Source organism: Snodgrassella gandavensis, assembly GCF_914768025.1.
Lineage (GTDB): Bacteria > Pseudomonadota > Gammaproteobacteria > Burkholderiales > Neisseriaceae > Snodgrassella > Snodgrassella gandavensis.
This window is the reverse complement of sequence record NZ_CAJZCE010000004.1, coordinates 1-23,308: the sequence shown is the minus strand read 5'-3', so window position 1 is coordinate 23,308 and position 23,308 is coordinate 1. Positions and strand designations below refer to the sequence as shown.

General features: G+C 43.3%; 20 protein-coding genes, 2 rRNA genes and 2 pseudogenes. 8 read left to right on the top strand and 16 right to left on the bottom strand.

All coding sequences use genetic code 11. The annotated features are described in order from the left end of the window. Window positions 1–508 precede the first annotated feature (508 nt). Entirely contained in the window at window positions 509–1,684 is a 1,176-nt protein-coding gene (locus MJ764_RS04355) for a phosphoglycerate kinase (protein WP_239324957.1), read from the bottom strand. A 254-nt stretch (window positions 1,685–1,938) separates the two neighbouring features. Here MJ764_RS04355 and MJ764_RS04350 point away from each other — a divergent pair, with 254 nt between their 5' ends. Continuing rightward, window positions 1,939–2,322, top strand: coding sequence for an MAPEG family protein (locus MJ764_RS04350; protein ID WP_239324953.1), 384 nt, complete (start codon window positions 1,939–1,941; stop codon window positions 2,320–2,322). Window positions 2,323–2,765: 443 nt separating this feature from the next. Here the strand turns inward: MJ764_RS04350 and MJ764_RS04345 are convergent, their stop codons facing one another. The 7 genes from MJ764_RS04345 to MJ764_RS04315 form a co-directional block, all read right to left on the bottom strand. Next, window positions 2,766–3,053 carry a hypothetical protein gene (locus MJ764_RS04345; protein ID WP_239324951.1) on the bottom strand — a complete coding sequence of 96 codons (288 nt, stop codon included), beginning with the start codon at window positions 3,051–3,053 and terminating at the stop codon, window positions 2,766–2,768. A 310-nt stretch (window positions 3,054–3,363) separates the two neighbouring features. Beyond that, window positions 3,364–4,545: an acetyl-CoA C-acetyltransferase gene (locus MJ764_RS04340; RefSeq protein ID WP_239324949.1), complete on the bottom strand. Its 1,182-nt coding sequence runs from the start codon at window positions 4,543–4,545 to the stop codon at window positions 3,364–3,366. Between the two features lie 30 nt (window positions 4,546–4,575). Next, window positions 4,576–5,241 (bottom strand): 3-oxoacid CoA-transferase subunit B, encoded by a 666-nt coding sequence (locus MJ764_RS04335; protein WP_239324948.1) that lies wholly within the window; start codon window positions 5,239–5,241, stop codon window positions 4,576–4,578. 13 nt (window positions 5,242–5,254) lie between these two features. After that, window positions 5,255–5,908 carry an acetate CoA-transferase subunit alpha gene (gene atoD, locus MJ764_RS04330; protein WP_239324947.1) on the bottom strand — a complete coding sequence of 218 codons (654 nt, stop codon included), beginning with the start codon at window positions 5,906–5,908 and terminating at the stop codon, window positions 5,255–5,257. Between the two features lie 130 nt (window positions 5,909–6,038). Continuing rightward, window positions 6,039–6,341 carry an AtuA-related protein gene (locus tag MJ764_RS04325; protein WP_174828386.1) on the bottom strand — a complete coding sequence of 101 codons (303 nt, stop codon included), beginning with the start codon at window positions 6,339–6,341 and terminating at the stop codon, window positions 6,039–6,041. A gap of 2 nt (window positions 6,342–6,343) precedes the next feature. Beyond that, the gene (locus MJ764_RS04320; RefSeq protein WP_239324946.1) at window positions 6,344–7,681 is read right to left on the bottom strand and encodes an acyclic terpene utilization AtuA family protein; all 1,338 of its coding nucleotides are present in this window, start codon (window positions 7,679–7,681) and stop codon (window positions 6,344–6,346) included. A 42-nt stretch (window positions 7,682–7,723) separates the two neighbouring features. After that, a complete protein-coding gene (locus tag MJ764_RS04315; protein WP_239324945.1) occupies window positions 7,724–9,082 on the bottom strand; it encodes a CitMHS family transporter in 1,359 nt (452 codons plus the stop codon). Between the two features lie 227 nt (window positions 9,083–9,309). Here MJ764_RS04315 and MJ764_RS04310 point away from each other — a divergent pair, with 227 nt between their 5' ends. After that, window positions 9,310–10,197 carry a LysR family transcriptional regulator gene (locus tag MJ764_RS04310; protein WP_239324944.1) on the top strand — a complete coding sequence of 296 codons (888 nt, stop codon included), beginning with the start codon at window positions 9,310–9,312 and terminating at the stop codon, window positions 10,195–10,197. 21 nt (window positions 10,198–10,218) lie between these two features. On the opposite strand, the gene MJ764_RS04305 is transcribed toward MJ764_RS04310, so the two are convergent. Next, entirely contained in the window at window positions 10,219–10,536 is a 318-nt protein-coding gene (locus MJ764_RS04305) for a ComEA family DNA-binding protein (RefSeq protein WP_239324943.1), read from the bottom strand. 292 nt (window positions 10,537–10,828) lie between these two features. Between MJ764_RS04305 and tkt the strand changes: the two genes are divergently transcribed. Beyond that, window positions 10,829–12,814, top strand: a complete 1,986-nt coding sequence (gene tkt / locus MJ764_RS04300) for a transketolase (RefSeq protein WP_239324942.1) — start codon at window positions 10,829–10,831, stop codon at window positions 12,812–12,814. A gap of 182 nt (window positions 12,815–12,996) precedes the next feature. On the opposite strand, the gene MJ764_RS04295 is transcribed toward tkt, so the two are convergent. Further along, the gene (locus MJ764_RS04295) at window positions 12,997–13,290 is read right to left on the bottom strand and encodes an MFS transporter (RefSeq protein ID WP_239324941.1); all 294 of its coding nucleotides are present in this window, start codon (window positions 13,288–13,290) and stop codon (window positions 12,997–12,999) included. Between the two features lie 30 nt (window positions 13,291–13,320). Here MJ764_RS04295 and MJ764_RS04290 point away from each other — a divergent pair, with 30 nt between their 5' ends. Next, window positions 13,321–13,941 (top strand): LysR family transcriptional regulator substrate-binding protein, encoded by a 621-nt coding sequence (locus MJ764_RS04290; RefSeq protein WP_239325274.1) that lies wholly within the window; start codon window positions 13,321–13,323, stop codon window positions 13,939–13,941. Between the two features lie 165 nt (window positions 13,942–14,106). Here the strand turns inward: MJ764_RS04290 and MJ764_RS04285 are convergent, their stop codons facing one another. Continuing rightward, entirely contained in the window at window positions 14,107–15,294 is a 1,188-nt protein-coding gene (locus tag MJ764_RS04285; protein WP_239324939.1) for an MFS transporter, read from the bottom strand. 49 nt (window positions 15,295–15,343) lie between these two features. After that, a complete protein-coding gene (locus MJ764_RS04280; protein WP_239325272.1) occupies window positions 15,344–15,781 on the bottom strand; it encodes an MFS transporter in 438 nt (145 codons plus the stop codon). Window positions 15,782–15,793: 12 nt separating this feature from the next. On the opposite strand from MJ764_RS04280, the pseudogene MJ764_RS04275 reads away from it, so the two are divergent. Beyond that, window positions 15,794–16,633: pseudogene (locus tag MJ764_RS04275) on the top strand (transketolase-like TK C-terminal-containing protein); the annotation flags it as partial. 60 nt (window positions 16,634–16,693) lie between these two features. Here the strand turns inward: MJ764_RS04275 and MJ764_RS04270 are convergent. Both MJ764_RS04270 and MJ764_RS04265 read right to left on the bottom strand, forming a co-directional pair. Then, on the bottom strand, window positions 16,694–17,974 hold the full coding sequence (locus MJ764_RS04270) for an MFS transporter (protein WP_239324937.1): 1,281 nt from the start codon (window positions 17,972–17,974) through the stop codon (window positions 16,694–16,696). A gap of 40 nt (window positions 17,975–18,014) precedes the next feature. Next, complete coding sequence (locus MJ764_RS04265; protein WP_239324936.1) at window positions 18,015–19,202, bottom strand: M20 aminoacylase family protein; 1,188 nt, start codon at window positions 19,200–19,202, stop codon at window positions 18,015–18,017. A 1,282-nt stretch (window positions 19,203–20,484) separates the two neighbouring features. Here MJ764_RS04265 and MJ764_RS04260 point away from each other — a divergent pair. The 3 genes and pseudogenes from MJ764_RS04260 to MJ764_RS11605 all read left to right on the top strand — a co-directional run. Beyond that, a complete protein-coding gene (locus MJ764_RS04260) occupies window positions 20,485–21,345 on the top strand; it encodes an RNA ligase family protein (protein WP_239324935.1) in 861 nt (286 codons plus the stop codon). Next, on the top strand, window positions 21,345–22,487 hold the full coding sequence (locus MJ764_RS04255) for an AAA family ATPase (RefSeq protein WP_239324934.1): 1,143 nt from the start codon (window positions 21,345–21,347) through the stop codon (window positions 22,485–22,487). Before MJ764_RS04260 ends, MJ764_RS04255 begins: the two co-directional genes overlap by 1 nt. Before the next feature lie 119 nt (window positions 22,488–22,606). Then, window positions 22,607–22,769: pseudogene (locus tag MJ764_RS11605) on the top strand (transposase); the annotation flags it as partial. A 169-nt stretch (window positions 22,770–22,938) separates the two neighbouring features. On the opposite strand, the gene rrf reads toward MJ764_RS11605, so the two are convergent. Beyond that, window positions 22,939–23,051: ribosomal RNA gene (gene rrf / locus MJ764_RS04250) — 5S ribosomal RNA — on the bottom strand. Window positions 23,052–23,159: 108 nt separating this feature from the next. Beyond that, window positions 23,160–23,308 (bottom strand): 23S ribosomal RNA (locus MJ764_RS04245); the annotation flags it as partial.

Here is a 23,308-nt window from a genome sequence, read left to right as displayed (position 1 = left end):
ATTTAATTCCCAAAAAACAAAACAGCACCTATAAGGTGCTATTTTTATCCTGCCAGTCAGATTTACTTTTTATTCGGCAACACATAAGCAATCACATGTGATTAATACCTGCGGCAGAAATCACCACCTACCCCTTAGCGGTTTTGATATCCTGCTCACGCAGATACCATTATTCGTATCCAGTAAGTCAGCCCCTAAGCATCCATGCCCAGATTAACAGCGTCAACAGCCTAATCCCGCCGTAGCCAAGTGCCAGACCACTTAACAACAGAATAAATACAGACATAACTGATAATAATTAAACTCGTACAGAAAAAAATTAATCCCTGATTACATCATCTACCATTCATTCCTATCAACACAAAATCTTAACGACAAAGCGTACTCTCCCTGCCTGCCCTTTCATTCAAACCAGAATTAACAGGCAAGAAAAAAGCGAAATCGCTGCATATAGCGATTTCGCCAGAATCAATGGCACCACAATAATGCCGGCAGATTTTGTCAGCAATCAGGCACGGGCAGTTAACGCCGCCACGGCCGGCAAAGTCTTACCTTCAAGAAACTCCAGAAACGCCCCGCCGCCAGTACTGATATAACTGATGTCATCAGTCACACCAAACTGAGCAATGGCCGCCAACGTATCCCCGCCACCGGCAATCGAATAAGCATCACTCTGTGCAATCGCCTCAGCCAGCACCTCTGTACCCTGCGCAAATGAGGCAAACTCAAATACCCCTACCGGTCCATTCCAGACAATAGTCTTTGCCGCTTTCATCATATGTGCCAGCCTTTGCGCCGATTGCGGGCCAATATCCAGAATCATGTCATCCGCAGCCACATCCGCCACATTTTTGATTTCAGCAGGCGCATCCTCAGCAAAACGTTTGGCTACCACCACATCAGTTGGCAAAGGAATATCGCCACCTTTGGCCGCTATTTTGGCCATAATCTGCCGTGCATTTTCCACCAGATCAGTTTCAGCCAGAGACTGCCCAACAGGCAAACCCTGTGCCAGCAAAAATGTATTAGCAATCCCGCCGCCAACAATCAAATAGTCAACCTTATCTGCCAGACTTTCCAGAATGGTCAACTTGGTAGAAACTTTACTCCCTCCCACAATGGCCACCACCGGCGCCTGCGGATTCTGCACCGCATGGGTCAACGCTTCCAGTTCTGCTGTCAGCAGCATGCCAGCACAGGCTAATGGTGCCGCCGCAGCCACGGCTGCGGTGGAAGCTTCAGCACGATGCGCCGTACCAAAAGCATCATTAACATACACATCACCCAGCGCTGCATAAGCAGCAGCCAGAGCATGGTCATTTTCCTTTTCACCGATATTCAGGCGTACATTAGGCAGCATCACCACCTCTGCCGTCTGCAACTGGGGTTTATGCTCACGCCAGTCTTCCATCACCCTAACACGCTGCCCCAGCAATTCACCCAGACGCTGAGCCACCGGCACCACACTGTCTTCCGGTTTGGGCGCGCCCGCTTTCGGCCGTCCCAGATGCGTTAACACTACTACCGCTGCACCTTGCTGTAAACAATAACGAATTGAGGCCAACGAAGCACGAATGCGCGTATCATCAACAATGACACCATCTTTAATAGGTACATTCATGTCCACCCGAATCACGACAGTCTTACCAGACACATCCTGATCAGCCAACTTTTTAAACAACATGGTAGAGTTCCCGAAACGAAATACGCCGACAAAATCGCCATACTGCCCCATACTTGCCAGATGACCACATCACCAGCGCATCAAATAGATGAAATAGTTATAAACCACAAAAAACTTGAAAAACTTTAAATTATCTTATAATTTATCCATAGGGTAAAGTCAGAAGCAGGATAAAACCATTATGACTTCATCCCACCCTCGCCTTTAACTTATCTCACTGCAAGACAATCGCATACACAAATAGGAAAAACATTATGACTCTCGCTTACTGGTGTGTTTTAATTGCTATGCTACTGCCATGGATTGCCGCTTCCTATGCTAAAAAAAGTGGTGGTTTTGGCTCCGACGACAATCATCAGCCACGTGAATTTCTGGCCAAAGCTGAAGGCAAAGCCGCACGCGCTAACGCTGCCCAGCAAAACGGTTACGAAATTTTTGCCCCATTCGCTGCCGCTGTCATCATAGCCCATGCCACCGAAAATGCTGCCCAGTTCACCATCAATTTTTGGAGCGTCCTGTTTATCCTCAGCCGTCTGGGTTATTTTTACTGCTATATCAACGACAAATCCTTTGCCCGCTCCTGCATCTGGGGATTCGGCGTTGTGTGTATCATCGCCCTGTATATCGCAGCCATCTGAATATAAACACCGGCTGATATAAAAAACAGTTTACAGAGTTACACTACGGGCTTTTCAGCCCTAGGAAGATAATTAATGTCTGCACAAAATGGTTGCTGTCTTTGCGGTAAGCTTAAACTTGGCTAGAACTGAATAACCTGTCACTGCATGCCTGTCACAGTCTTACCTGCGGCAAATGAAGTGCCGGCCTGTTAATGAGCAGCATACATACTGGCGAAATTTACTTTGAGAATAAATAGCTGAAACACTACCACTCATCTGAGTGGGCAAAAAAGCATTTTTAATGCCATATACATAAATACTTCGCAATAACAGACAATGCCAATTCATAGCTAGAGATCGGCTATGAATGGGTTTATGATTAATTTTGATAGTCGCGTCAGATTATTTATAGAAAACTATTTACACAAAATCTGATGCAGACTGACTCCTATCACACATCATTATTGATTTGATTTTTTCCATGCATCAATCATTTCAGAGGTCACTTCATTTTTATAGCAAATGGGCGAATATCCACCCGGCCTACTCCATGCGCTTCTTTTTCCACAGGAACTACCATTTCTGGCAGTATTGTAGGGACAAGCGCAAACACTGGGATACTGCTGTATTGATGCATCAATTATTTTTTGCTTGATAGCATCATCTGTTTGTGTGTTTGACCTGGCTTCCGAAAACTGACTTGTAAAAGACAAAATAACTAATGCTGTAGTAAGTACTAGAAATTTCATTTGTGTTATCTCCTCAAAAAACAGCAATCAATAATTCATAGCAGCATAGATTTTTGAACACCCCCTCCCACTGGATTTTAATCTGTAAATATATAAATAATAAACCTAAATATGCCTTGACCAACTAAACTCATCACATGAGTGAAGCTAATATCCTACAAATGATAGCCAACAAAAAAATAGCCCTTACCAACCAAATTTTCCAACTGGTAAATAGTTAGCCGATGCCCGTCCAGACGCAAAAACAGACCATATAACACTTGTGTTATATGGTCTGTTATTAAGGCAGCATCACATTGAATCTACAGCATTACATCCGTTCAACAATCATAGCAATACCCTGACCACCGCCGATACACAGCGTAGCCAAACCAAGCTGCGCATCTCTGGCCTGCATACCATACAGCAGACTCACCAGAATGCGCGTGCCACTGGCACCAATCGGATGGCCAATGGCAATCGCTCCGCCATAAACATTGGTTTTATCCATATCAAAGTGCAGCTCACGGCCTACCCCGAGGAACTGGGCAGCAAAAGCTTCATTTGCTTCAATCAGATCAATATCCGCCAAAGTCAGGCCAGCTTTCTGTAATGCTTTCTGCGTAGCCGGTACCGGCCCCAGCCCCATCAGTGCCGGACTCACACCAGCACTGGCATAGCTGCGAATACGTGCCAAAGGTTGTAACCCCAGTTCTTTGGCTTTGCTTTCAGACATAACCACCACAGCGGCCGCACCATCATTAATACCGGACGAATTACCCGCAGTAACCGTACCATCGGCACTGAAAGCCGGCTTTAATTTAGCCAGCGCCTCAGCAGTTGCCTCAGCACGCGGATATTCATCGCGCGCAAACACAACATCACCTTTGCGCGACTTAATCGTCACCGGCACAATTTCGGCATCAAACACACCAGCAGCCACTGCCTGTGCGGCCAGCTGCTGCGAACGTAAAGCCAGCTCATCCTGCTCCTGACGGCTAATCTGGTATTTCTGCGCAATATTTTCCGCCGTAATCCCCATATGATAATGATTGGTAGCACAAGTCAACCCATCATGTACCATAGTATCGATAAGCTGTTGATTACCCATCCGATAGCCCCAGCGTGCACGGCTATCAAGCAGATACGGTGCCCGGCTCATATTTTCCATGCCACCAGCCACCACCACCTCAGCATCTCTGGCAGCAATGGCCTGCGCTGCCAGTGCCACCGTTTTCAATCCAGAACCACATACCTTATTGACTGTATAAGCTGGCACTGTATCAGCCAGCCCAGCGGCCAGCGCTGCCTGCCGTGCTGGATTCTGCCCCAGACCTGCCTGCAACACATTGCCCATCATCACTTCATCAACCAGAGCACCCCCAACACCGGCACGGCTGATTGCTTCTGCAATTACCAGTTTGCCTAAATCTACGGTACCCACACTGGCCAATGAACCATTAAAACTGCCTACCGGCGTACGCGCCGCACTGACAATAACTGCACTTTCCATATCCACTCCTCAACCTGACTGTTTTCTGGCTTACAAACCACGCTGACTAATTGCCATTTCACGAAAATCTTCAGCTACCACAAACTCGGCCTGCGTTTTAGCTCTAATCGTATCCAGATCAACACCCGGTGCATGTTCCTGCAAAACCAGTTGTCCGTCAGCAAAGGCAAACACTGCCAGTTCAGTGACAATCAGATTAACCTTGTTTTTTGCCGTCAGCGGCAGCGTGCACTGTTTCAGAATTTTCGATTCACCATGTTTGGTACAGTGCTCCATACCGATAATTACCCGACGTGAACCAGTAACCAAATCCATTGCACCGCCCATACCCGGCACCATTTTGCCCGGCACCATCCAGTTTGCCAGATTGGCTTCCTGATCAACTTCCAGCCCGCCCAGCACACACGCATCAATATGACCACCACGGATCAGTGCAAATGAAAATGCACTATCAAAAGTACAACCACCGGCAGCAATCCCACACGGCTGCCCACCGGCATTCACCAGATTAGGATTGGCCGCATCCGGATTGAGCGCCGCCAGTCCCAGAAAACCATTTTCAGACTGTAGAGTAATATGAATATCTTCCGGCACATAATTGGCCACCTGAGTCGGCAGACCAATGCCCAGATTCACCACATCCCCATCATTAAATTCCATCGCAATTCTGCGTGCGATTAACTCTTTTGCATTCATGGTGATTCTTCCCCTATTCCAGATAAATAATATAATCAACCAATGCCGCTGGGGTAATGGCTGCATCTGGCGTAATCTCGCCCACTTCAACCATATTATTGGCTTCGACAATCACTGTTTTCGCAGCCAGTGCTACCAACGGATTAAAATTCTGCGCCGACAGTTCATACACCAGATTACCCAGCTTATCTGCCGTTTTTGCCTCTACAATGGCCAGATCAGCGTGCAACGGCAACTCAAGCAAAAACTCCCGCCCGTTCACAACAATTTTCTGTTTACCTTCCTCAACGACCGTACCCAGTCCGGTTGGCGTTAGCACCCCGCCCAAACCGGCACCAGCCGCACGAATCCGCTCCGCCAATGTTCCCTGTGGCACCAGTTCCACTTCAATCTCGCCAGCAATCATTTTCTTACCGGTTTCCGGATTGGTACCAATATGTGAAGTGATAACCTTTTTAACTCGATTATGCGTAATCAGCGGGCCAACACCGGTTTCTACAAACGCAGTATCATTGCCAATAATCGTTAAATCCTTAACCCCTGCATCCAGAATTGCCTGTACCAATTTGGCGGGCGTACCAACCCCCATAAAACCGCCAAACATAATAGTCATGCCATCCCACAGATGATTTTTCACATCTGCCAAACTGAGCTGTTTCGTTTTCATACTCTTCTAACCTGAGATAAACAAAAAACCGAACAGAATAAGTAACCACCTATCCAGTCAACGAGCACATCAGGGCATATCGCATTGCCTTGCCGGCAGTGCCGGAAAAGCACCGCCAGCAGTTCAGCAATTACTCAATGTCCATGTCCAGAATCGCTGCACTCAACCCTTTGCCATGCATATCATGAGCCAGCGTACGGGTTACCCCACCACCCAAAGCACCATACATCACAAAATTCAGCGCACCGATATTCGGCAATTCGTAACGCACCACGTCACCGGTCACAATATCCGCAAAAAACGCTTTTACTTTTTCTGCCGTGACTGCCGTTCTGAGACGCTCATAGTCTTCAGGCCGATAAGCAATTACCGAAATATTTGAGGTATTACCCTTATCACCCGTACGGGAATGTGCAATTTCACGTAACTTCATTATCAAACCTCCAGATAGTCAATATTGGTTTTAACCAGATCGCGGGAAATGTAAGTTGAGTCCATTGCTACAATTTCCTTAACCGACTTCATAGCACCGCCGCCACCAGCCGGCCCATTGGTATACAAGGTTTCCACCTCATTACCGACAACAGCAGCTTCAGCCTTAGTGGCAAAACGGCCAGCAACACGGACACGCACTTCATAAGGCTGGCTGTTGCAGGATAAAGTGGCACCATGCAAAGAATTAACCCCAATCAGGTCATAGCGCACTTCCTGTGGTGTAACACTCGAAATGGCAAAGCGTTCTTTAACAATATCCAGAGCCAGTTTGCCACGTTCTACAGCGCCCGGACCGGCATAACTCATTTCCCCTTCACCAATAAAACCATCTTCATAGCCTACTGATACTTTCAGTGTTTCAGGACGGGCACGGCCAGTACCGCCAGTAACCGCAACACGGTCTTTACCTTCCTGAGTGAAAGTAATATTAGAGAAATCAGCAATCACATCTGGTGTTTTATATTCATCCGGGCGATGAATTTCATACAGCATCTGTTGCTTGCAGGTATCAGGCGTCACCATACCGCCAGAACCTTCAACCTTAGTAATCACCGCATCACCATCGGCACTGATTTCAGCAATCGGAAAGCCCAGACGTGCCAGATCAGGCACATCACGATAGCCCGGATCAGCAAAATAACCACCAGTAATCTGGCCAGCACATTCAAGCAAATGCCCGAGGATAGTACCCTTACCCAGATGAACCCAGTCCTCAGCACCCCATTTGAACTCATGCATCATGATTGACAGGAACAAAGATGGGTCAGAAACACGGCCGGCAATCACAATGTCAGCACCATTATCCAAAGCCTGAACCATAGGTTCCGCACCAATATAAGCATTAGCAGAAACAATTTTCTTACCACATTGCGAAACCGGTTTTTGTAGCTCATCCAGCGGCAAATCCTGCTGCATTACCTGTTCATAAACATCATCGCCCTCGATAATGGCAATTTTCAGATTTTTTGTCCCCAGCGAACGCGCAATCTCGGCTGTTACTTTGGCTGCCGCACGCGGATTGGCCGAACCCATATTAGTAACAATTTTGATACCCTTTTCCAGACAGGCCGGTAATACCGCCTGCATACGCGCTGCCAATAATTCATTAAAGCCAGCTTCCGGATTATGTTTTTTCTGTCGCTGGCCAATCGCAATCGTCCGCTCTGCCAGACATTCAAACACCAAATACTGAATATCCCCTTTTTCAGCCAGCTCTACTGCCGGTTCAATCCGGTCACCACCATATCCGGCACCACAACCAATCCTGATTTTTTTCATAGGTCATACCTCTTTCACATTCAACTAATCAAAACAGCCTATTTATATCGGGAATACCCCAGTTAACACCGCGCCAATCGCCATCACGATAGAAGCCAGCCAAAGAATCGGAATACAGAATTTCTGATGGTCAGCCAAGTCCACACCGCACAAACTGCATAACAAAAACGTAGCAGGAGTCAGCGGACTAACCGGAAAACCAGTCGTCATCTGTCCCAACAAAGAAGCCTGTGCTACCTGAATTGGTGGGAATCCGCCAATATTTGCCACCACCGGCATAATGCCGAAATAATAAGAATCAGGATCAAATACCAAACTCAGCGGCATCGCTACCAGACTAACAATAAACGGAATATGTGAAGACAGAGCATCAGGTACATAATGGCCGGCATAAACCGCCATGGCCTTCAACATGCCAGACTCACTCATAATGCCCGTAAACACACTCGCGGCAAACAGAATCGATGCCATCATCAATGCGCCCTTGGCATGAGCATTAATTCGTGCAGACTGTTCAGCCGGTTTACGATAATTCAGCGTCAGTGCAATACAACAGGCCACCATAAAAATAACCACTGGCGCTATTTTGGTGATTACCATCCCCAAAATCACCAGAATCACCAGAATAATATTCGGCCAGAATAAATGCGGACGACGCAGCTTACGTTCCTCTTCAGTCAGCTCCTTGGGTGCAAAATGCGTTACCGCTTCTGTATCTTCCCCAGAAGCACCAGCACCCGAACCAGTCAGACCCAAACGTTTCTCTTCTTTACGCCCCCAGTACCAGCCCATAAACACCATAAACGCCAATCCGCAAATCTGCGCCGGAATCAATGGTGTAAACAGCTCATGCGTCGTCACATCTAAGGCACCTGCTGCACGAATCATCGGGCCAGTCCACGGTAAAAAATTCACACCAGCACTCAGAGCAGTAATCCCGGCAAGAATTCTTTTATCAATACCCAGTTTGTCATACAGAGGTAGCATGGCTGGTACAGTAATCAGAAAAGTCACCGCTCCATTGCCATCCAGATGAGCAATCAGCGCCAGAACACCAGTACCAATAATAATTTTCTTCGGACTGGTTCCCACAACCTTCAGAATTTTGGCAATAATCGGATCAAACATACCCGCATCACTCACCACACCAAAGAAAATAATGGCAAACACAAACATTGCTGCCATCGGTGCCAGTTTGCCTATCCCTGCCAGCACCATTTTCGGAATAGTAGTGTAATCTGGCATTGCCCCCAGACCACTCTGACACAACGGTACAATATAAAGTGCTGCCACCGCCCCCAGAATAGGAATAATAATCAAAGCGACTATCGGCGATAATCGCTTGCTCATAATGCAAAATAGCAAAGTTGCAATAGTCAATATGCCTATTAATGCCAGCATAAATGCCCCCTTTTTGGGTCGTTATAAATAAAGAAAAAATATCCAAGAAAGCACCAGCATTCTCACCATAACGTCCCTGCCTGTCTAATCGATAATAAAGATGGATTAATAAGCAAAACCAATTAATCCGGCAACCTATAGAAAATTTGATAAACTTCAAATTATCCTTACAATTAATATGCTATTGTGAAAGGTTCAAGAATTAAAATATTGGCAATTAATGCTATATGAATATATCAATCAAACAGATAAAAGCCTTTCTGGCACTGGTAGAAGAAGACAACTTCACCCGGGCAGCCCAAAAGATTCATCTGTCTCAGCCTGCATTCAGCAGTCTCATCGCTAATCTGGAGCAGGAAATCGGCTATCGCCTGTTTGACCGAGATACACGTAAAGTTCAATTGAATGAAAGCGGTATCCACTTCATCAAACTGGCACGCGAACTCATGTTTGCCTACGAACGTACCACCAAAGAAATACGTTCGCATGCCAACAATCACCAAGAAAAACTGGTTGTGGCCGTCATGCCATCCATCGTCGTACAATGGGTTTCACAGCTTTTAGCCACATTTCATCACCAGCATGCCAATATCAAAGTTGAATTGCTCGATACGCAATGGGATTTGTGTCTGCAAGCCCTACTACAAGGACACGCAGAACTGGCCTTAACCGCAAAATCCCCGTCCCTGACTGAAATTTCTTCTGAATTTCTTTTTTCAGACAAATTTCATCTCATTTGTCATATCAACCACCCACTGGCCAGCAAAGAAAACATTGAATTAAAAGATTTACTTGAATATGACATGATAGGCTTTACCAAAGGTACCAGCATCCGTCATTACGTGGACAAAATTGTTGATTTATTTGGGATTAACTATGTATTAGAAGTTAGCCAGCTTACCACCATGATGGGACTGGTGGCAGCTAACTACGGCATTGGTCTTGTGCCCAGACTGACACTATTTCAATTTGAGCACAGAAACCTAGTGGTTAAAGATATCAAAGATATGAATCTGGAACGCTCCATCTATCTGATTAAGCATAAAGAGCGCAAACTGTCAGCACAGGCAGAAAACTTCTATCACCACATCAAAGCAAACATTTTTAGCAATTAACAGCCTGCACACCACAGGCCATTATCTGGCAACAGTGGCCGGTAATGCACCACGATGTTTAGAAGTTGATGCAGTAGGCTTTACTGTTACACCGCTAACACTGATATCATTTTGCAACTTCTCATAAGTTGCCTTACCAATGCCCTTTACGCGCATAATCTCTTCTGTAGAATGGAAAGAACCATGTGTATTGCGATAATCAACAATTGCCTGAGCCTTGACTGCACCAATATACGGTAATGATTGCAACTGTTGCGTTGATGCAGTATTAATATTCACAGCAGCCCAAACCGGAGCCATGCCAAACAATAATACCATAATCATAAAAATTTTCTGCATCTCTATATCTCCCGTCAAACCTGATTAAAGAGTTTCAGCATCAAATAGCGGCACATAGAATTTGCCAAAAGCATAAAACATAAACGACACTGATGCAATTATTATTTTTTATTATCAAAAATATCCAGCTACCCATAACCAGCATAAGTACAACAAACACACTTTCCTTGATAGGTTTGCCCAGATTCAGGATAATCCACACTGGATAAACCCTGTCTCACACAGCAAGGTTCAGCACATTACTTTACATAGCTATTGCAACCACCTATTTCCCTCATCAAAAGGCAACTTCATGGCATCACATCTTGCTAATGCAATTCGCTTCCTAACAATGGACGCAATTCAACAGGCCAACTCCGGCCATCCCGGCGCACCAATGGGTATGGCCGAAATGGCTACAGTATTGTGGCGCGAATTCCTGCAACATAACCCAGCCAACCCCAAATTCTACAACCGCGACCGCTTCATTCTTTCCAACGGTCACGCTTCCATGCTACTGTACAGCCTGCTGCACCTGAGCGGCTACAACCTCAGCATCGAAGACCTGAAAAACTTCCGGCAGCTGCACAGCAAAACCCCCGGACATCCAGAATATGGCTATACCGATGGCGTAGAAACCACCACCGGCCCATTAGGACAGGGAATCGGTAATGCCGTTGGTCTGGCACTGGCAGAAAAAATCCTCGCCGCCCAATTTAACAAACCCGGCTTTAACATCGTTGATCACCATACCTACGTTTTCGTTGGCGATGGATGTCTGATGGAAGGCATATCCCACGAAGTGTGCTCACTGGCCGGCACCCTGAAACTGGGCAAACTGATTGTGCTGTATGACGACAACAACATCTCCATCGACGGCAAAGTAGATAACTGGTTCAGCGAAAATATTCCCGAACGATTTGCTGCTTACGGCTGGCACACCGTTGCCAACGTAGACGGCCATAACGAAGCAGCGATCCGTGCCGCCATTACTGCTGCCAAAGCTGAAACCGACAAACCATCAATTATCTGCTGCAAAACCAGAATCGGCAAAGGCGCAGCCAATAAAGAAGGCAGCCATAAAACCCATGGCGCCCCGTTAGGAGCCGAAGAAATTGCGGCTACCCGCACAGCCCTGAACTGGACGCATGAACCATTTACTATTCCACAAGAAATCTATGACGAGTGGAATGCTGCCGCCACTGGTGCACAACTGCAACAGCAGTGGCAGGATTTATTTAGCCGCTACCAGCAACAATACCCAACCGAAGCAGCGGAATTTATCCGCCGCATGGATGGCAAACTGCCAGAAAACTTTACCGAACACGTCCAAAATGCACTAAACGATGTTTGCAGCAAGGCAGAAAAAGTGGCTACCCGCAAAGCTAGTCAGAATAGCATCGAGATTCTGGCACAAATCCTGCCTGAATTTGTCGGTGGTTCTGCCGACCTCACCCCGTCTAACCTCACCGACTGGTCAGGCAGTACCGCAGTCACAGCCACAGGCGGTGGCAACTACATTCATTATGGCGTACGCGAATTTGGTATGGCAGCCATCATGAACGGCCTGAGCCTGCACGGCGGTATCAAACCATTTGGCGCTACCTTCCTGATGTTCAGCGAATATGCACGCAATGCCCTGCGCATGGCTGCGCTGATGCAAATTAACCCGATATTTGTATTTACACACGACTCTATCGGCTTAGGCGAAGACGGCCCAACACATCAGCCAGTTGAGCAAATCGCTACCTTGCGCCTGATTCCCAACATGAGCGTATGGCGTCCTTGCGACAGCGCCGAATCACTAGTAGCCTGGGCTGATGCTGTAGCCGCAGACAATCACCCTAGCTGTCTCATATTCAGCCGTCAGGGATTGCCATTTATACCGCGTGATAACCAGCAATTGGCCAATATCCGCCGTGGCGGCTATGTCCTGAAAGCAGCCTCCGAAAAATCTGCACAGGCAGTACTCATTGCCACAGGTTCCGAAGTTGAGCTGGCCATCAATGCCCAAACCAAACTGGCCGAACAAGGTATCGCCACTCACGTCGTATCCATGCCCAATACCCATATCTTCGATCAGCAGGACAAAACCTATCGTGACAGCGTACTACCTGCCGGTTTACCGCGTATTGCCATAGAAGCCGGCGTAAGTGATTCATGGTACAAATATGTTGGTAGCGATGGTGCTATTATCGGCATCAACCGTTTTGGCGAATCCGCACCAGCAGAGCAGCTGTTTCAGGAATTCGGCTTCACAGTTGATCAAGTTGTCGATGTAGTTAAAAGCGTTATTTAACCCCAGCCACAAAAAAGCCAGCAAAATCTGCTGGCTTTTTTATATCAGCTTACAGCCAATTTAATCTTTAACATTAACATGACGCGTTTCCGGCATCATCAAAATCGCGATAATAGATAATACACTGGTACCAACCACATAATAAGCCAATGATATCGCACCAAAATGCTTAACCAACCAAGTCAGTACAAATTGCGCAGTACCACCAAATAAATTACACCAATAGCATAAATAATTGATACCCCGGTGGCGCGCAGTGCAATCGGCATCATTTCCGGAATCGCTACCAGACTACTGACACCAGTCATACCAGTTAACAACGTCACCATCATTGTCACCACTAACAGCATTGCCACACGTGGCCATAATATAATGCTTTTACGGCCATTCTTATCTGCCAGAAGTCCCGCCAGCAAAGAAAACAGAAACATCATCAACCCACCTGAAGTAGAACGGGTGTTTTGAATATCGGACATACATTTTCCTTTATAAATATATTACCGGAAATGATAAATAGATATACAGAACACCATCCAATGATAAAAATTCAAATACATGAGTTGGCTTCAGCAGAGCAGGAAAAAAGGCTATTATCTGGAGAGTTAGATATAGCTTTTATGGAAAAGCCTGTCAATAAACAAATAAAATATGAAGAGATAGACACAGACCATTTAGTAATTATATCCAATCGAAAAGACAATTTTCAGATTAATAATTTTAATGATATTAATCAAATTTTAGATAAAAATACTCTTTGTTTACCAAATTGTGATTCACATTTTGAACTATCTCAAAAAATTTCGAAATTTCTTTCAAGAAACTCACTAAATTTTCCACAGGTACATTACACAAATAATGTTTACAACACTATATCTATGTCCAATTTACATTCAAATGTAACGATATTACCTAATAATTTAGTTCATAATATTAAATCAAAAATTAAATATCATGAACTCATGGGAAAAGGATCAAAATGGGAAATAGGAATGTCTTGGAATGAAGAAAGAGCAGGTGCTGATGCTCTTACTTTTATTAATGAGATGAAAAATAAATTTATTTACAGGGTCAAATATTTATTTTTTATACTTAAAAAAATCGATTACTTTACTTCCACTTGTATTTAGCACCATTTCATCATTTTTAAGAAATGGCATCGATGAGGAGAATCATCCAGCCCGAGCCCGTGATCAGTAATTTCAATCAGTTCCATTTTTCTTTTTTTAGCAAACATTATATTTTCGTATACTGAACTATATCCATGACAGCCTGCTAAAGTGTGAACATGCAGATCAATTAGATACATTATCGTCTCCGCTTGCATTTCCAACACCAAGTTTACCAGCAAATAAAACCATAAAAAGAGCTAATACCAACAAAATACACATCATGATTGGTAATACTCTTGCATCGAAAACATTTAGCAGCATTCCGCCACAAAAAACACCACCAGCTATTGCCAAATTCCAAAGTGATACAAGTAAAGACTGTGCAATATCAGCAGATTCTCCTGTTATTTTTGCTGATGCTGTTTGAAATAATGTTGCTCCACCTCCAAAAGCCAATCCCCATACAACAATTGAAACTAAGATTAACGAATAAATGTTATCAAAAACATAAAATAATAATCCGGAGATAGCAAAAAAACTAAGAGATAAAATAATCAACTTACGTAAATATTTATCAATAAATATCCCAACAATAGCAATACTAATAATCGATGAAATGCCAAAAATAAATAGAACAACATCGACATTCATTTCATTTCCTGAAAGTTGTAAATATGGTGATATATAGGTGTAAAAAATATTATGACCAAAAGCGAAAATAAAATTTATTACTAAGATCGATTTTACATAAGGTATAGATAATACAGAAAAAATGGGATTCTTTTTCTTCGTTTTTAATGCTTCTAAATTAGGTAGTTTTAGGCATATCAAAATGACCAACAACAAAGAGATTATTGTAATTATATGAAAAGTTAATCTCCAACCGACTAACTGACCTATTAATGTGCCCAATGGAATACCTATAGATAAGGCTATCGGAACCCCTAGCATAACTATAGTTATTGCTCTTCCTTTTTTATCATCACTAACTATTCTTGTTGCGTAACCAGCCACCATTGCCCATAAAAGACCAGCAAAAACACCAGCTAAAAATCTAGCTATTAATATCATAGTAAAAGACAGAAAATATGCAGTCATAAAATTAGTAATGCCAAAACCAAGTATAACTGTTACTAATAATTTTTTTCTATTCCAACTTTGTGTAGCAATTGTTAATGGGATAGCTGATAGTAGAGAACCTAATGCGTAGAGAGTCACTAATTGACCCGCTTGAGCTTCTGTAACACTTAGATCTTCACTTATTAATAGTAAAAAACCAGCAGGCAAAGCTTCTGTCATAATTGAAATAAACAGTGCTGTTGCTAAAGCAAGAAGGCTCAATGTGGGAAATGTATTATTTGTTTTTTCCATGTAATTCGCTCATATTATAAATTTTTTGGGGGTTAAATTGAATTATTCATTAAAGCCATAGCTCATCATATTCTCCTATAGTACATTGTACAAGCTTTAGATCAAAATTCAGCGTATTGATAGCAAAAGTAGTCATATAATTGCCTACCTGAGCGGTAATAGCAGTTGCCATCAACACCATAACTCCCAACACTATCTCTTTGCTGTAGCGAGAAAATATTACCTCTATCATCTGAGACCCACTATGGTGTGTTGGTTCTTCCAAAGTTTCCGGCACGGCTCGACGAATATACAAAGCAATCGGAATCAGAGCCAGACTCACCAGAAAAGGTATGCGCCAGCCCCACGCTCCCAGCTCTTCTCGCGTCAAATTACTGGAAACAGCATAACCAACCAAACCGGCAACCACTACCGCAAGCCCCTGACTGGACATCTGCCAACTGGCATAAAATGCACGTTTATTTGGCGGCGCAAATTCAATCAGCATCGCAGAAGTCGGAGCAACCTCGCCGACTGGTCAGGCAGTACCGCAGTCACAGCCACAGGCGGTGGCAACTACATCCATTATGGCGTACACGAATTTGGTATGGCAGCCATCATGAACGGCCTGAGCCTGCACGGCGGTATCAAACCATTTGGCGCTACTTTCCTGATGTTCAGCGAATATGCACGCAATGCCCTGCGCATGGCTGCGCTGATGCAAATTAACCCGATATTTGTATTTACACACGACTCTATCGGCTTAGGCGAAGACGGCCCAACACATCAGCCAGTTGAGCAAATCGCTACCTTGCGCCTGATTCCCAACATGAGCGTATGGCGTCCTTGCGACAGCGCCGAATCACTAGTAGCCTGGGCTGATGCTGTAGCCGCAGACAATCACCCTAGCTGTCTCATATTCAGCCGTCAGGGATTGCCATTTATACCGCGTGATAACCAGCAATTGGCCAATATCCGCCGTGGCGGCTATGTCCTGAAAGCAGCCTCCGAAAAATCTGCACAGGCAGTACTCATTGCCACAGGTTCCGAAGTTGAGCTGGCCATCAATGCCCAAACCAAACTGGCCGAACAAGGTATCGCCACTCACGTCGTATCCATGCCCAATACCCATATCTTCGATCAGCAGGACAAAACCTATCGTGACAGCGTACTACCTGCCGGTTTACCGCGTATTGCCATAGAAGCCGGCGTAAGTGATTCATGGTACAAATATGTTGGTAGCGATGGTGCTATTATCGGCATCAACCGTTTTGGCGAATCCGCACCAGCAGAGCAGCTGTTTCAGGAATTCGGCTTCACAGTTGATCAAGTTGTCGATGTAGTTAAAAGCGTTATTTAACCCCAGCCACAAAAAAGCCAGCAAAATCTGCTGGCTTTTTTATATCAGCTTACAGCCAATTTAATCTTTAACATTAACATGACGCGTTTCCGGCATCATCAAAATCGCGATAATAGATAATACACTGGTACCAACTATATAATAAGCCAATGATAACGCACCGAAATGCTTAATCAACCAAGCAAATATAAACTGTGCTGTACCGCCAAACAACGTAACACCAATAGCATAAACAATTGATACCCCGGTGGCGCGCAGTGCAATCGGCATCATTTCCGGAATCGCTACCAGACTACTGGCACCAGTCATACCAGTTAACAACGTTACCATCATCGTCACCACTAACAGCATTGCCACACTTTCCGTTTTCACCAGCAAATACAACATTGGCACAATCAGCAACATCAAAGCCACACGTGGCCATAACATAATGCTTTTACGGCCATATTTATCAGCCAGAAGTCCCGCCAGCAAAGAAAACAGAAACATCATCAACCCACCTGAAATAGTACAGATTTGTGCAATCTTTGGGTTAAAATTCAGCGTATTGATAGCAAAAGTAGTCATATAATTGCCTACCTGAGCAGTAATAGCAGTTGCCATCAACACCATGATGCCCAATATTACCTCTTTTCTATAGCGGGTGAATATTATCGTTAGCATCTCAGTATCATTGTGATATGTTGGCTCTTCCAGAGTTTCCGGCAAAGCGCGGCGAATATACAGAGCAATCGGAATCAGAGCCAGACTCACCAGAAAAGGTATGCGCCAGCCCCACGCACCCAGCTCTTCTCGCGTCAAAGTACTGGAAACAGCATAACCAATCAAACCGGCAACCATTACCGCAAGCCCCTGACTGGCCATCTGCCAACTGGCATAAAATGCACGTTTATTTGGCGGCGCAGATTCAATCAGCATCGCAGAAGCCGGACCAACCTCACCGCCCAAAGCTAGCCCCTGAATCATGCGCGCAATAACCACAATAATCGGCGCAGCAATCCCAATCTTTTCATAACTGGGCGTAGCCGCTAACCCAAGCGTACCTAAGGTTATCAATGCCACCGTCAGCATCATTGCTGCCCGACGTCCCTTTTTATCTGCATAAGCACCAATAAGTACACCACCCAACGGCCGCGTAAAAAACCCCACTCCATACACAGCTAGTGCAGACAGCAAACTTATGTATCCATCATTTGCGGGGAAAAATGATTCACCAATATGCACTGCAAAAAACGAATAAATAATAAAATCGTAAAATTCCAGTGCATTCCCAGCCACCGCTGCCGCAATCGACTTCGCCGGTGGTTTGTTGTGTTCAACCGCCACTTGTCCCGTACTCATATCAATACTCCCTTTATTCTATAAAAATTCACAATCGGATTTATTGCAGGAAACGTTCTGCCAGCGCTACCCAGTAAGTCGCACCAATGGCAATATTCTTATCATTAAAATCATAATAAGGATTATGCAAATCAAAACCAGAAGCAGCATCCACTTCCTTTAAACCATTACCAATAAACAAATAGCTTCCCGGGCATTTTTCCAGCATAAATGCAAAATCTTCACTGCCGGCCATTGGTTCAGTCTGGTCGACAATATTCTCCTCAGCCACCACCTCGCGTGCTATCTGACGCGCAAACTGCGTTTCCTTAGTAGTATTAAATACAGGAGCATAGCCATGCTGATAATCCACCTCAGCCACCACATTAAAACTTTGTGCCTGAGCCTGTACTATCGCCACAATACGCTCTTGTAATAACTTGCGTACTTCTGGTTTAAAACAACGCACGGTCAGCTTTAATTCGGCTTGTTCCGGAATCACATTATTAGCCACACCGGCATGAAACATACCCACAGTCACCACAGCAGAATCCAGTGGATTCACATTACGTGACACAATCGTCTGCAAGGCCATCACAATAGAAGAAGCAGCCACAATCGGATCGTGCGTATTATGCGGCTTCGCACCGTGGCCACCTACCCCTTTAAGCGTAATTGTTACCACATCAGAAGAAGCCATCATCCATCCAGCATAAAAATGCAATTGCCCTTGTGGATAACCCGGCATATTATGCATCCCATATACCGCATCACACGGATATTTCTCAAACAGACCATCAGCAATCATCCGCATCGCACCACTACCGGATTTGCCATACTCTTCTGCCGGCTGAAAAATCAAATTCAGCGTACCATTAAACGACTTTCTGCCCGCCAATACCTTGGCTGCGGCCAACAACATAGTAGTATGCCCATCGTGACCACAGGCATGCATCTTGCCCGCATGCTTGCTAGTGTGAGCAACACCGCTTTCCTCAGAGATCGGCAACGCATCCATATCGGCTCGAATACCAATACACTTTGAACCATTACCAACACGAAGTTGAGCAACCAGACCAGTACCACCAATGCCCCGCTCAACCGTATAACCCCATTGCTCCAACAAACCAGCAACCAAATCACTGGTTCGATTCTCAGCAAAAGCCAATTCAGGGTGTTGATGAATATCATGTCGCAATTGAACAAAAGTACCTAACTCAGCCTCAACCAGCTCTCTCACATCTTTCATAAACATCCCTTTACACATTTAGTTTAAAGAAAAATCATAGCTTACCAAACAGCATTAATATTGACAAAATAAAATAATTTAATACCTGATCTTAAAAATTTCATATTTAACATAAGCAATTAAAAAATCAAAATATTTAAAGTTATTTATATTCAGATTAATTACTAGAAAAAAAACAATGGCACTATTCAAATTAATAAGTACTAAAATAAAAAAACAACTTCAGTATAGCTACCCCTTAATTTTATTATTTGAATATGTGTTGCCATTCCAATTCACGTTCATTATTAAAATAGACACATTCAATATTATAATGACATTAGGCTAACACATCATTTTGTAAAAACTGCACTTAGCTAAATTAAGATTTGTCGAGTAAATGCCCACATAGAGCTCACGTGATAAACCATCAATGCCGACAAATAAATATTCTCTAGTATTTTGTTTCATTTTTAAGTAAAGGTAAACGCTTGGTGTCGACATGCAACATTTCACTTAGATAGGTTTTATTATAGTGTATAGCTTGCCGTCTTAATTTATCTTCAATGGACTTCAACATTAACCAGACGTTTAGTACCATAACAGATAGTTTTATAAAGTTCATTTTTACTGATTAAAGAAACAAAAAATTTCAAGCGGACTTTCTTCAGCCCATTATAAATAATTGGATGACAGAGCATAAAGCGTTTAGCCAAAGCAGTGACGGTTATTTTTTCTTTATGATATAAGCGCCATATCTCTTGTCAGTGATAAGGAATTAACTTTGTTTTTTTATGTATATTCATTACTGCAATTTCTCAAATTACAGTAAATAACGCGAAGAATTAATACGACAATGTTATAAATTTTCCTGAATTTTTTATTTACTGCGGTTCGGTCTTTACACATTAGCTATGATTTCCACTTGACTAAACGTAGCCTAGTCCAAAAATTTGTTTGATGTGTTAATCACCACTCCAAAATACATAATATAACACATTAATTTTATTGATTTTTTTATTTTTGAATAACAATAATTTATCATTACCTTTTAACATAACTCAGCATTTATTATCATTAAACTTGACAATAAATCAGCAACTCTTGATAATAGCGCCGTTTTTTTAATCAAATAACTTCATTATAACGAGGTTGCAAAATGCCTGTAGTTCACATTTTATCTTAATGCCGACATAGTATTTCTATCATATTGTCTTTTTCTTAGCTTTTTCTAAGCTTCTTCATTGCAAATCAATTTATAGATTTTCCTTGTCGGTTTTCCCTTATTTTTGGAGAAAATATTATGACAATGGAATATTGCATTCAAAATTTAGAATTAATTAAATATCCACGAACACCTCATTTAGAAGGATCACGACTACAATTTGGTGATAGTGAACATGGACAACGTCCTTATAAACAATTAACTGGTCAATATATTGTTGTTGAAGAAAAACTTGATGGTGCAAACTGTGCAATTAGTTTTTCAGCAAGCGGTGAGTTATTGCTTCAATCCCGAGGGCATTATTTGATGGGTGGCGCTAGGGAGCGGCAATTTAACCTATTAAAATATTGGGCTTGCGTACACGAAAATTGGTTGCTTGAGCGGCTAGAAGATCGTTATATCCTTTATGGCGAATGGTTACATAAAAAACATGCTATTTTTTATGATGCATTGCCTCATTATTTTTGTGAATTTGATATTTGGGATAGGCAACAAAACTGTTTTTTATCGACGTTAAAGCGACATCAGTTATTAGCTGGCGGTCCTATTTTATCGGTACCTGTGTTGTTTGCTGGAGTTGCTCCTACTAAATTAAGCGATTTATTAGCACTAATTACCCCCTCTTTAGCTAAAACCGCCAATTGGCGTGCTTGTTTTGAAAAGATGGTAGCGCGTGAAAAACTTGATCTAGGTAAAGCCTGGCAACAATGTGATGATTCTGATTTGATGGAAGGGTTATATCTTAAAATCGAATCAGAAGAGCAAACGATTGATCGCTTAAAATGGGTTAGGCAAGATTTTGTTCAGGCGATTTTAGATGCAGGTCAGCACCATAGTGAACAGCCTTTTATTCCAAATCAATTGGCTCAAAATGCTGAGCTATATAGTCCACAATTAACGGTGAATTGGAATAATCGATGCCTAAATGGAGGTAAATAATGAATTACCAATCATTAAAAAAACAAATAGCGAGTACTTTGGCAACCGATGATTTTAGCCCATGGTTAACGTGTATTCCTGAGTTGAATGACTTAATCATCACTCCACAAGATCCCTCACACCATGGCGAGGGTAACGTTTGGGTTCATACGCAAATGGTAGTGCGTGCATTATTAGCGGAAGAAGAGTTTACCAACGCAACACAAGATGAGCAGTTTGTATTATTTATGACGGCTTTGTTACATGATATCGCTAAGCCTGAAACCACGGTTATTGATGAAAATACAGGTAAAATTACGCAACCAAGGCACTCCAAAAAAGGAGAGATTCGTAGTCGCATTTTATTATGGCGAATGGGTGTACCATTTGATTTACGCGAGCAAATCTGCCGAATCATTAGCGTACATCAAGTGCCTTTTTTTGCATTAAGTGATACGCATAGAAATAGATCGCCTGAATATTTAATTCATCGTTTATCATGGCAATTGCCTATTTGGATGTTATGTCTGCAAGCAAAAGCGGATATGAAGGGTCGCATTTGTGCTGATAAAAAAAGAGCACTCGATGAAGTCGAATTATTTAAGCAACTAGCGCTTGAAGAGGGATGTTTACATCACCCTCGCCAATTTGTTGATGATTATACTCGAGTACAATATTTTCGAGGCAGTAATGTATTACCTGATTATTCATTATTTCCGCAAGAAGGTTCTAACGTAATTATGCTCTCTGGTTTACCAGCCTCGGGTAAAAATAGTTGGATCAGAAAGCATTACCCAACTTGGGCTGTTGCTTCCTATGATGATGCCAGATCTGAGCTAAAATTAAAGCATGGCAAAAACGAGAGACTTGTTATGCAATTTGTGCTAGCAAAGGTCAAACAATGGTTAAGAGAAAAACAACCTTTTATTTGGAATGCAACCCATTTATCGCAGGAGATGCGTCAAAAAGCGCTTGACTTGCTTTATGCTTATCATGCGAATGTGGAAATCGTCTATCTGGAACAAGCAGAAAAAGAGTTGTATCGCCGTAATTCGGCGCGAGATACTACATTGCCAAACAAAACCATTCAGCGATTATTAAATAAATGGGAAGTTCCAATGCCAACGGAAGCAAATAAGGTGAGTTATTTGATTAGTTCATAACTATTAAACATATTTAATCATATTCATAGGGACTAATATGTAACTATCCCCTAAAATAGTACAACCTCAAAGTAAAAAATTCTCTTCATTAACCCACAGAGGATTTAATCATAAACAAGATGACTGAACATCAAATCGTAGCTATTTTAAAAGAAACTCAAGTCTGGTATCCCGGTCAAAGAACTCTGCCGTAAATATGGCATCGGTAATTCAATTTTTTATAAATGGCGGGATAAATATGGTGGTATGGAAACCTATGATATCAAACGCTTAAAGGAACTAGGGATATTTACATTTACAATTTTAGTTGTAGGTCTCAAATACAAACAGCAGCACCAAGGCTGCTGTTATGTTTGGCTAGCAGGCATCTATAATCATTGCCTCCTACCCCTACTTGCCACAACGCAAGAAACCCGGCTGATCTCTCAACCGGGTTCTTCTCTTATGGGGCGTCTGGCGGTGTCCTACTTTCACATGGGTATCCATACTATCATCGGCGCTAGGTCGTTTCACGGTCCTGTTCGGGATGGGAAGGCGTGGGACCAACCCGCTATGGCCGCCAGACATTAAACTGTCAAATCAGAAAGCCTTAATCTTGGTGATGTGTATTCATCAGTAAGCTTTTATCATCTCTTCTGTACATGCCCTCATGCACGAAGTCCTTCAAATGATAGAGTCAAGCCTCACGAGCAATTAGTATCGGTTAGCTACAAGTGTTACCACTCTTCCACACCCGACCTATCAACGTCCTGGTCTCGAACGTCTCTTTAGAGGGATTAAATCCCTAGGGAAGTCTCATCTTCAGGCGAGTTTCACGCTTA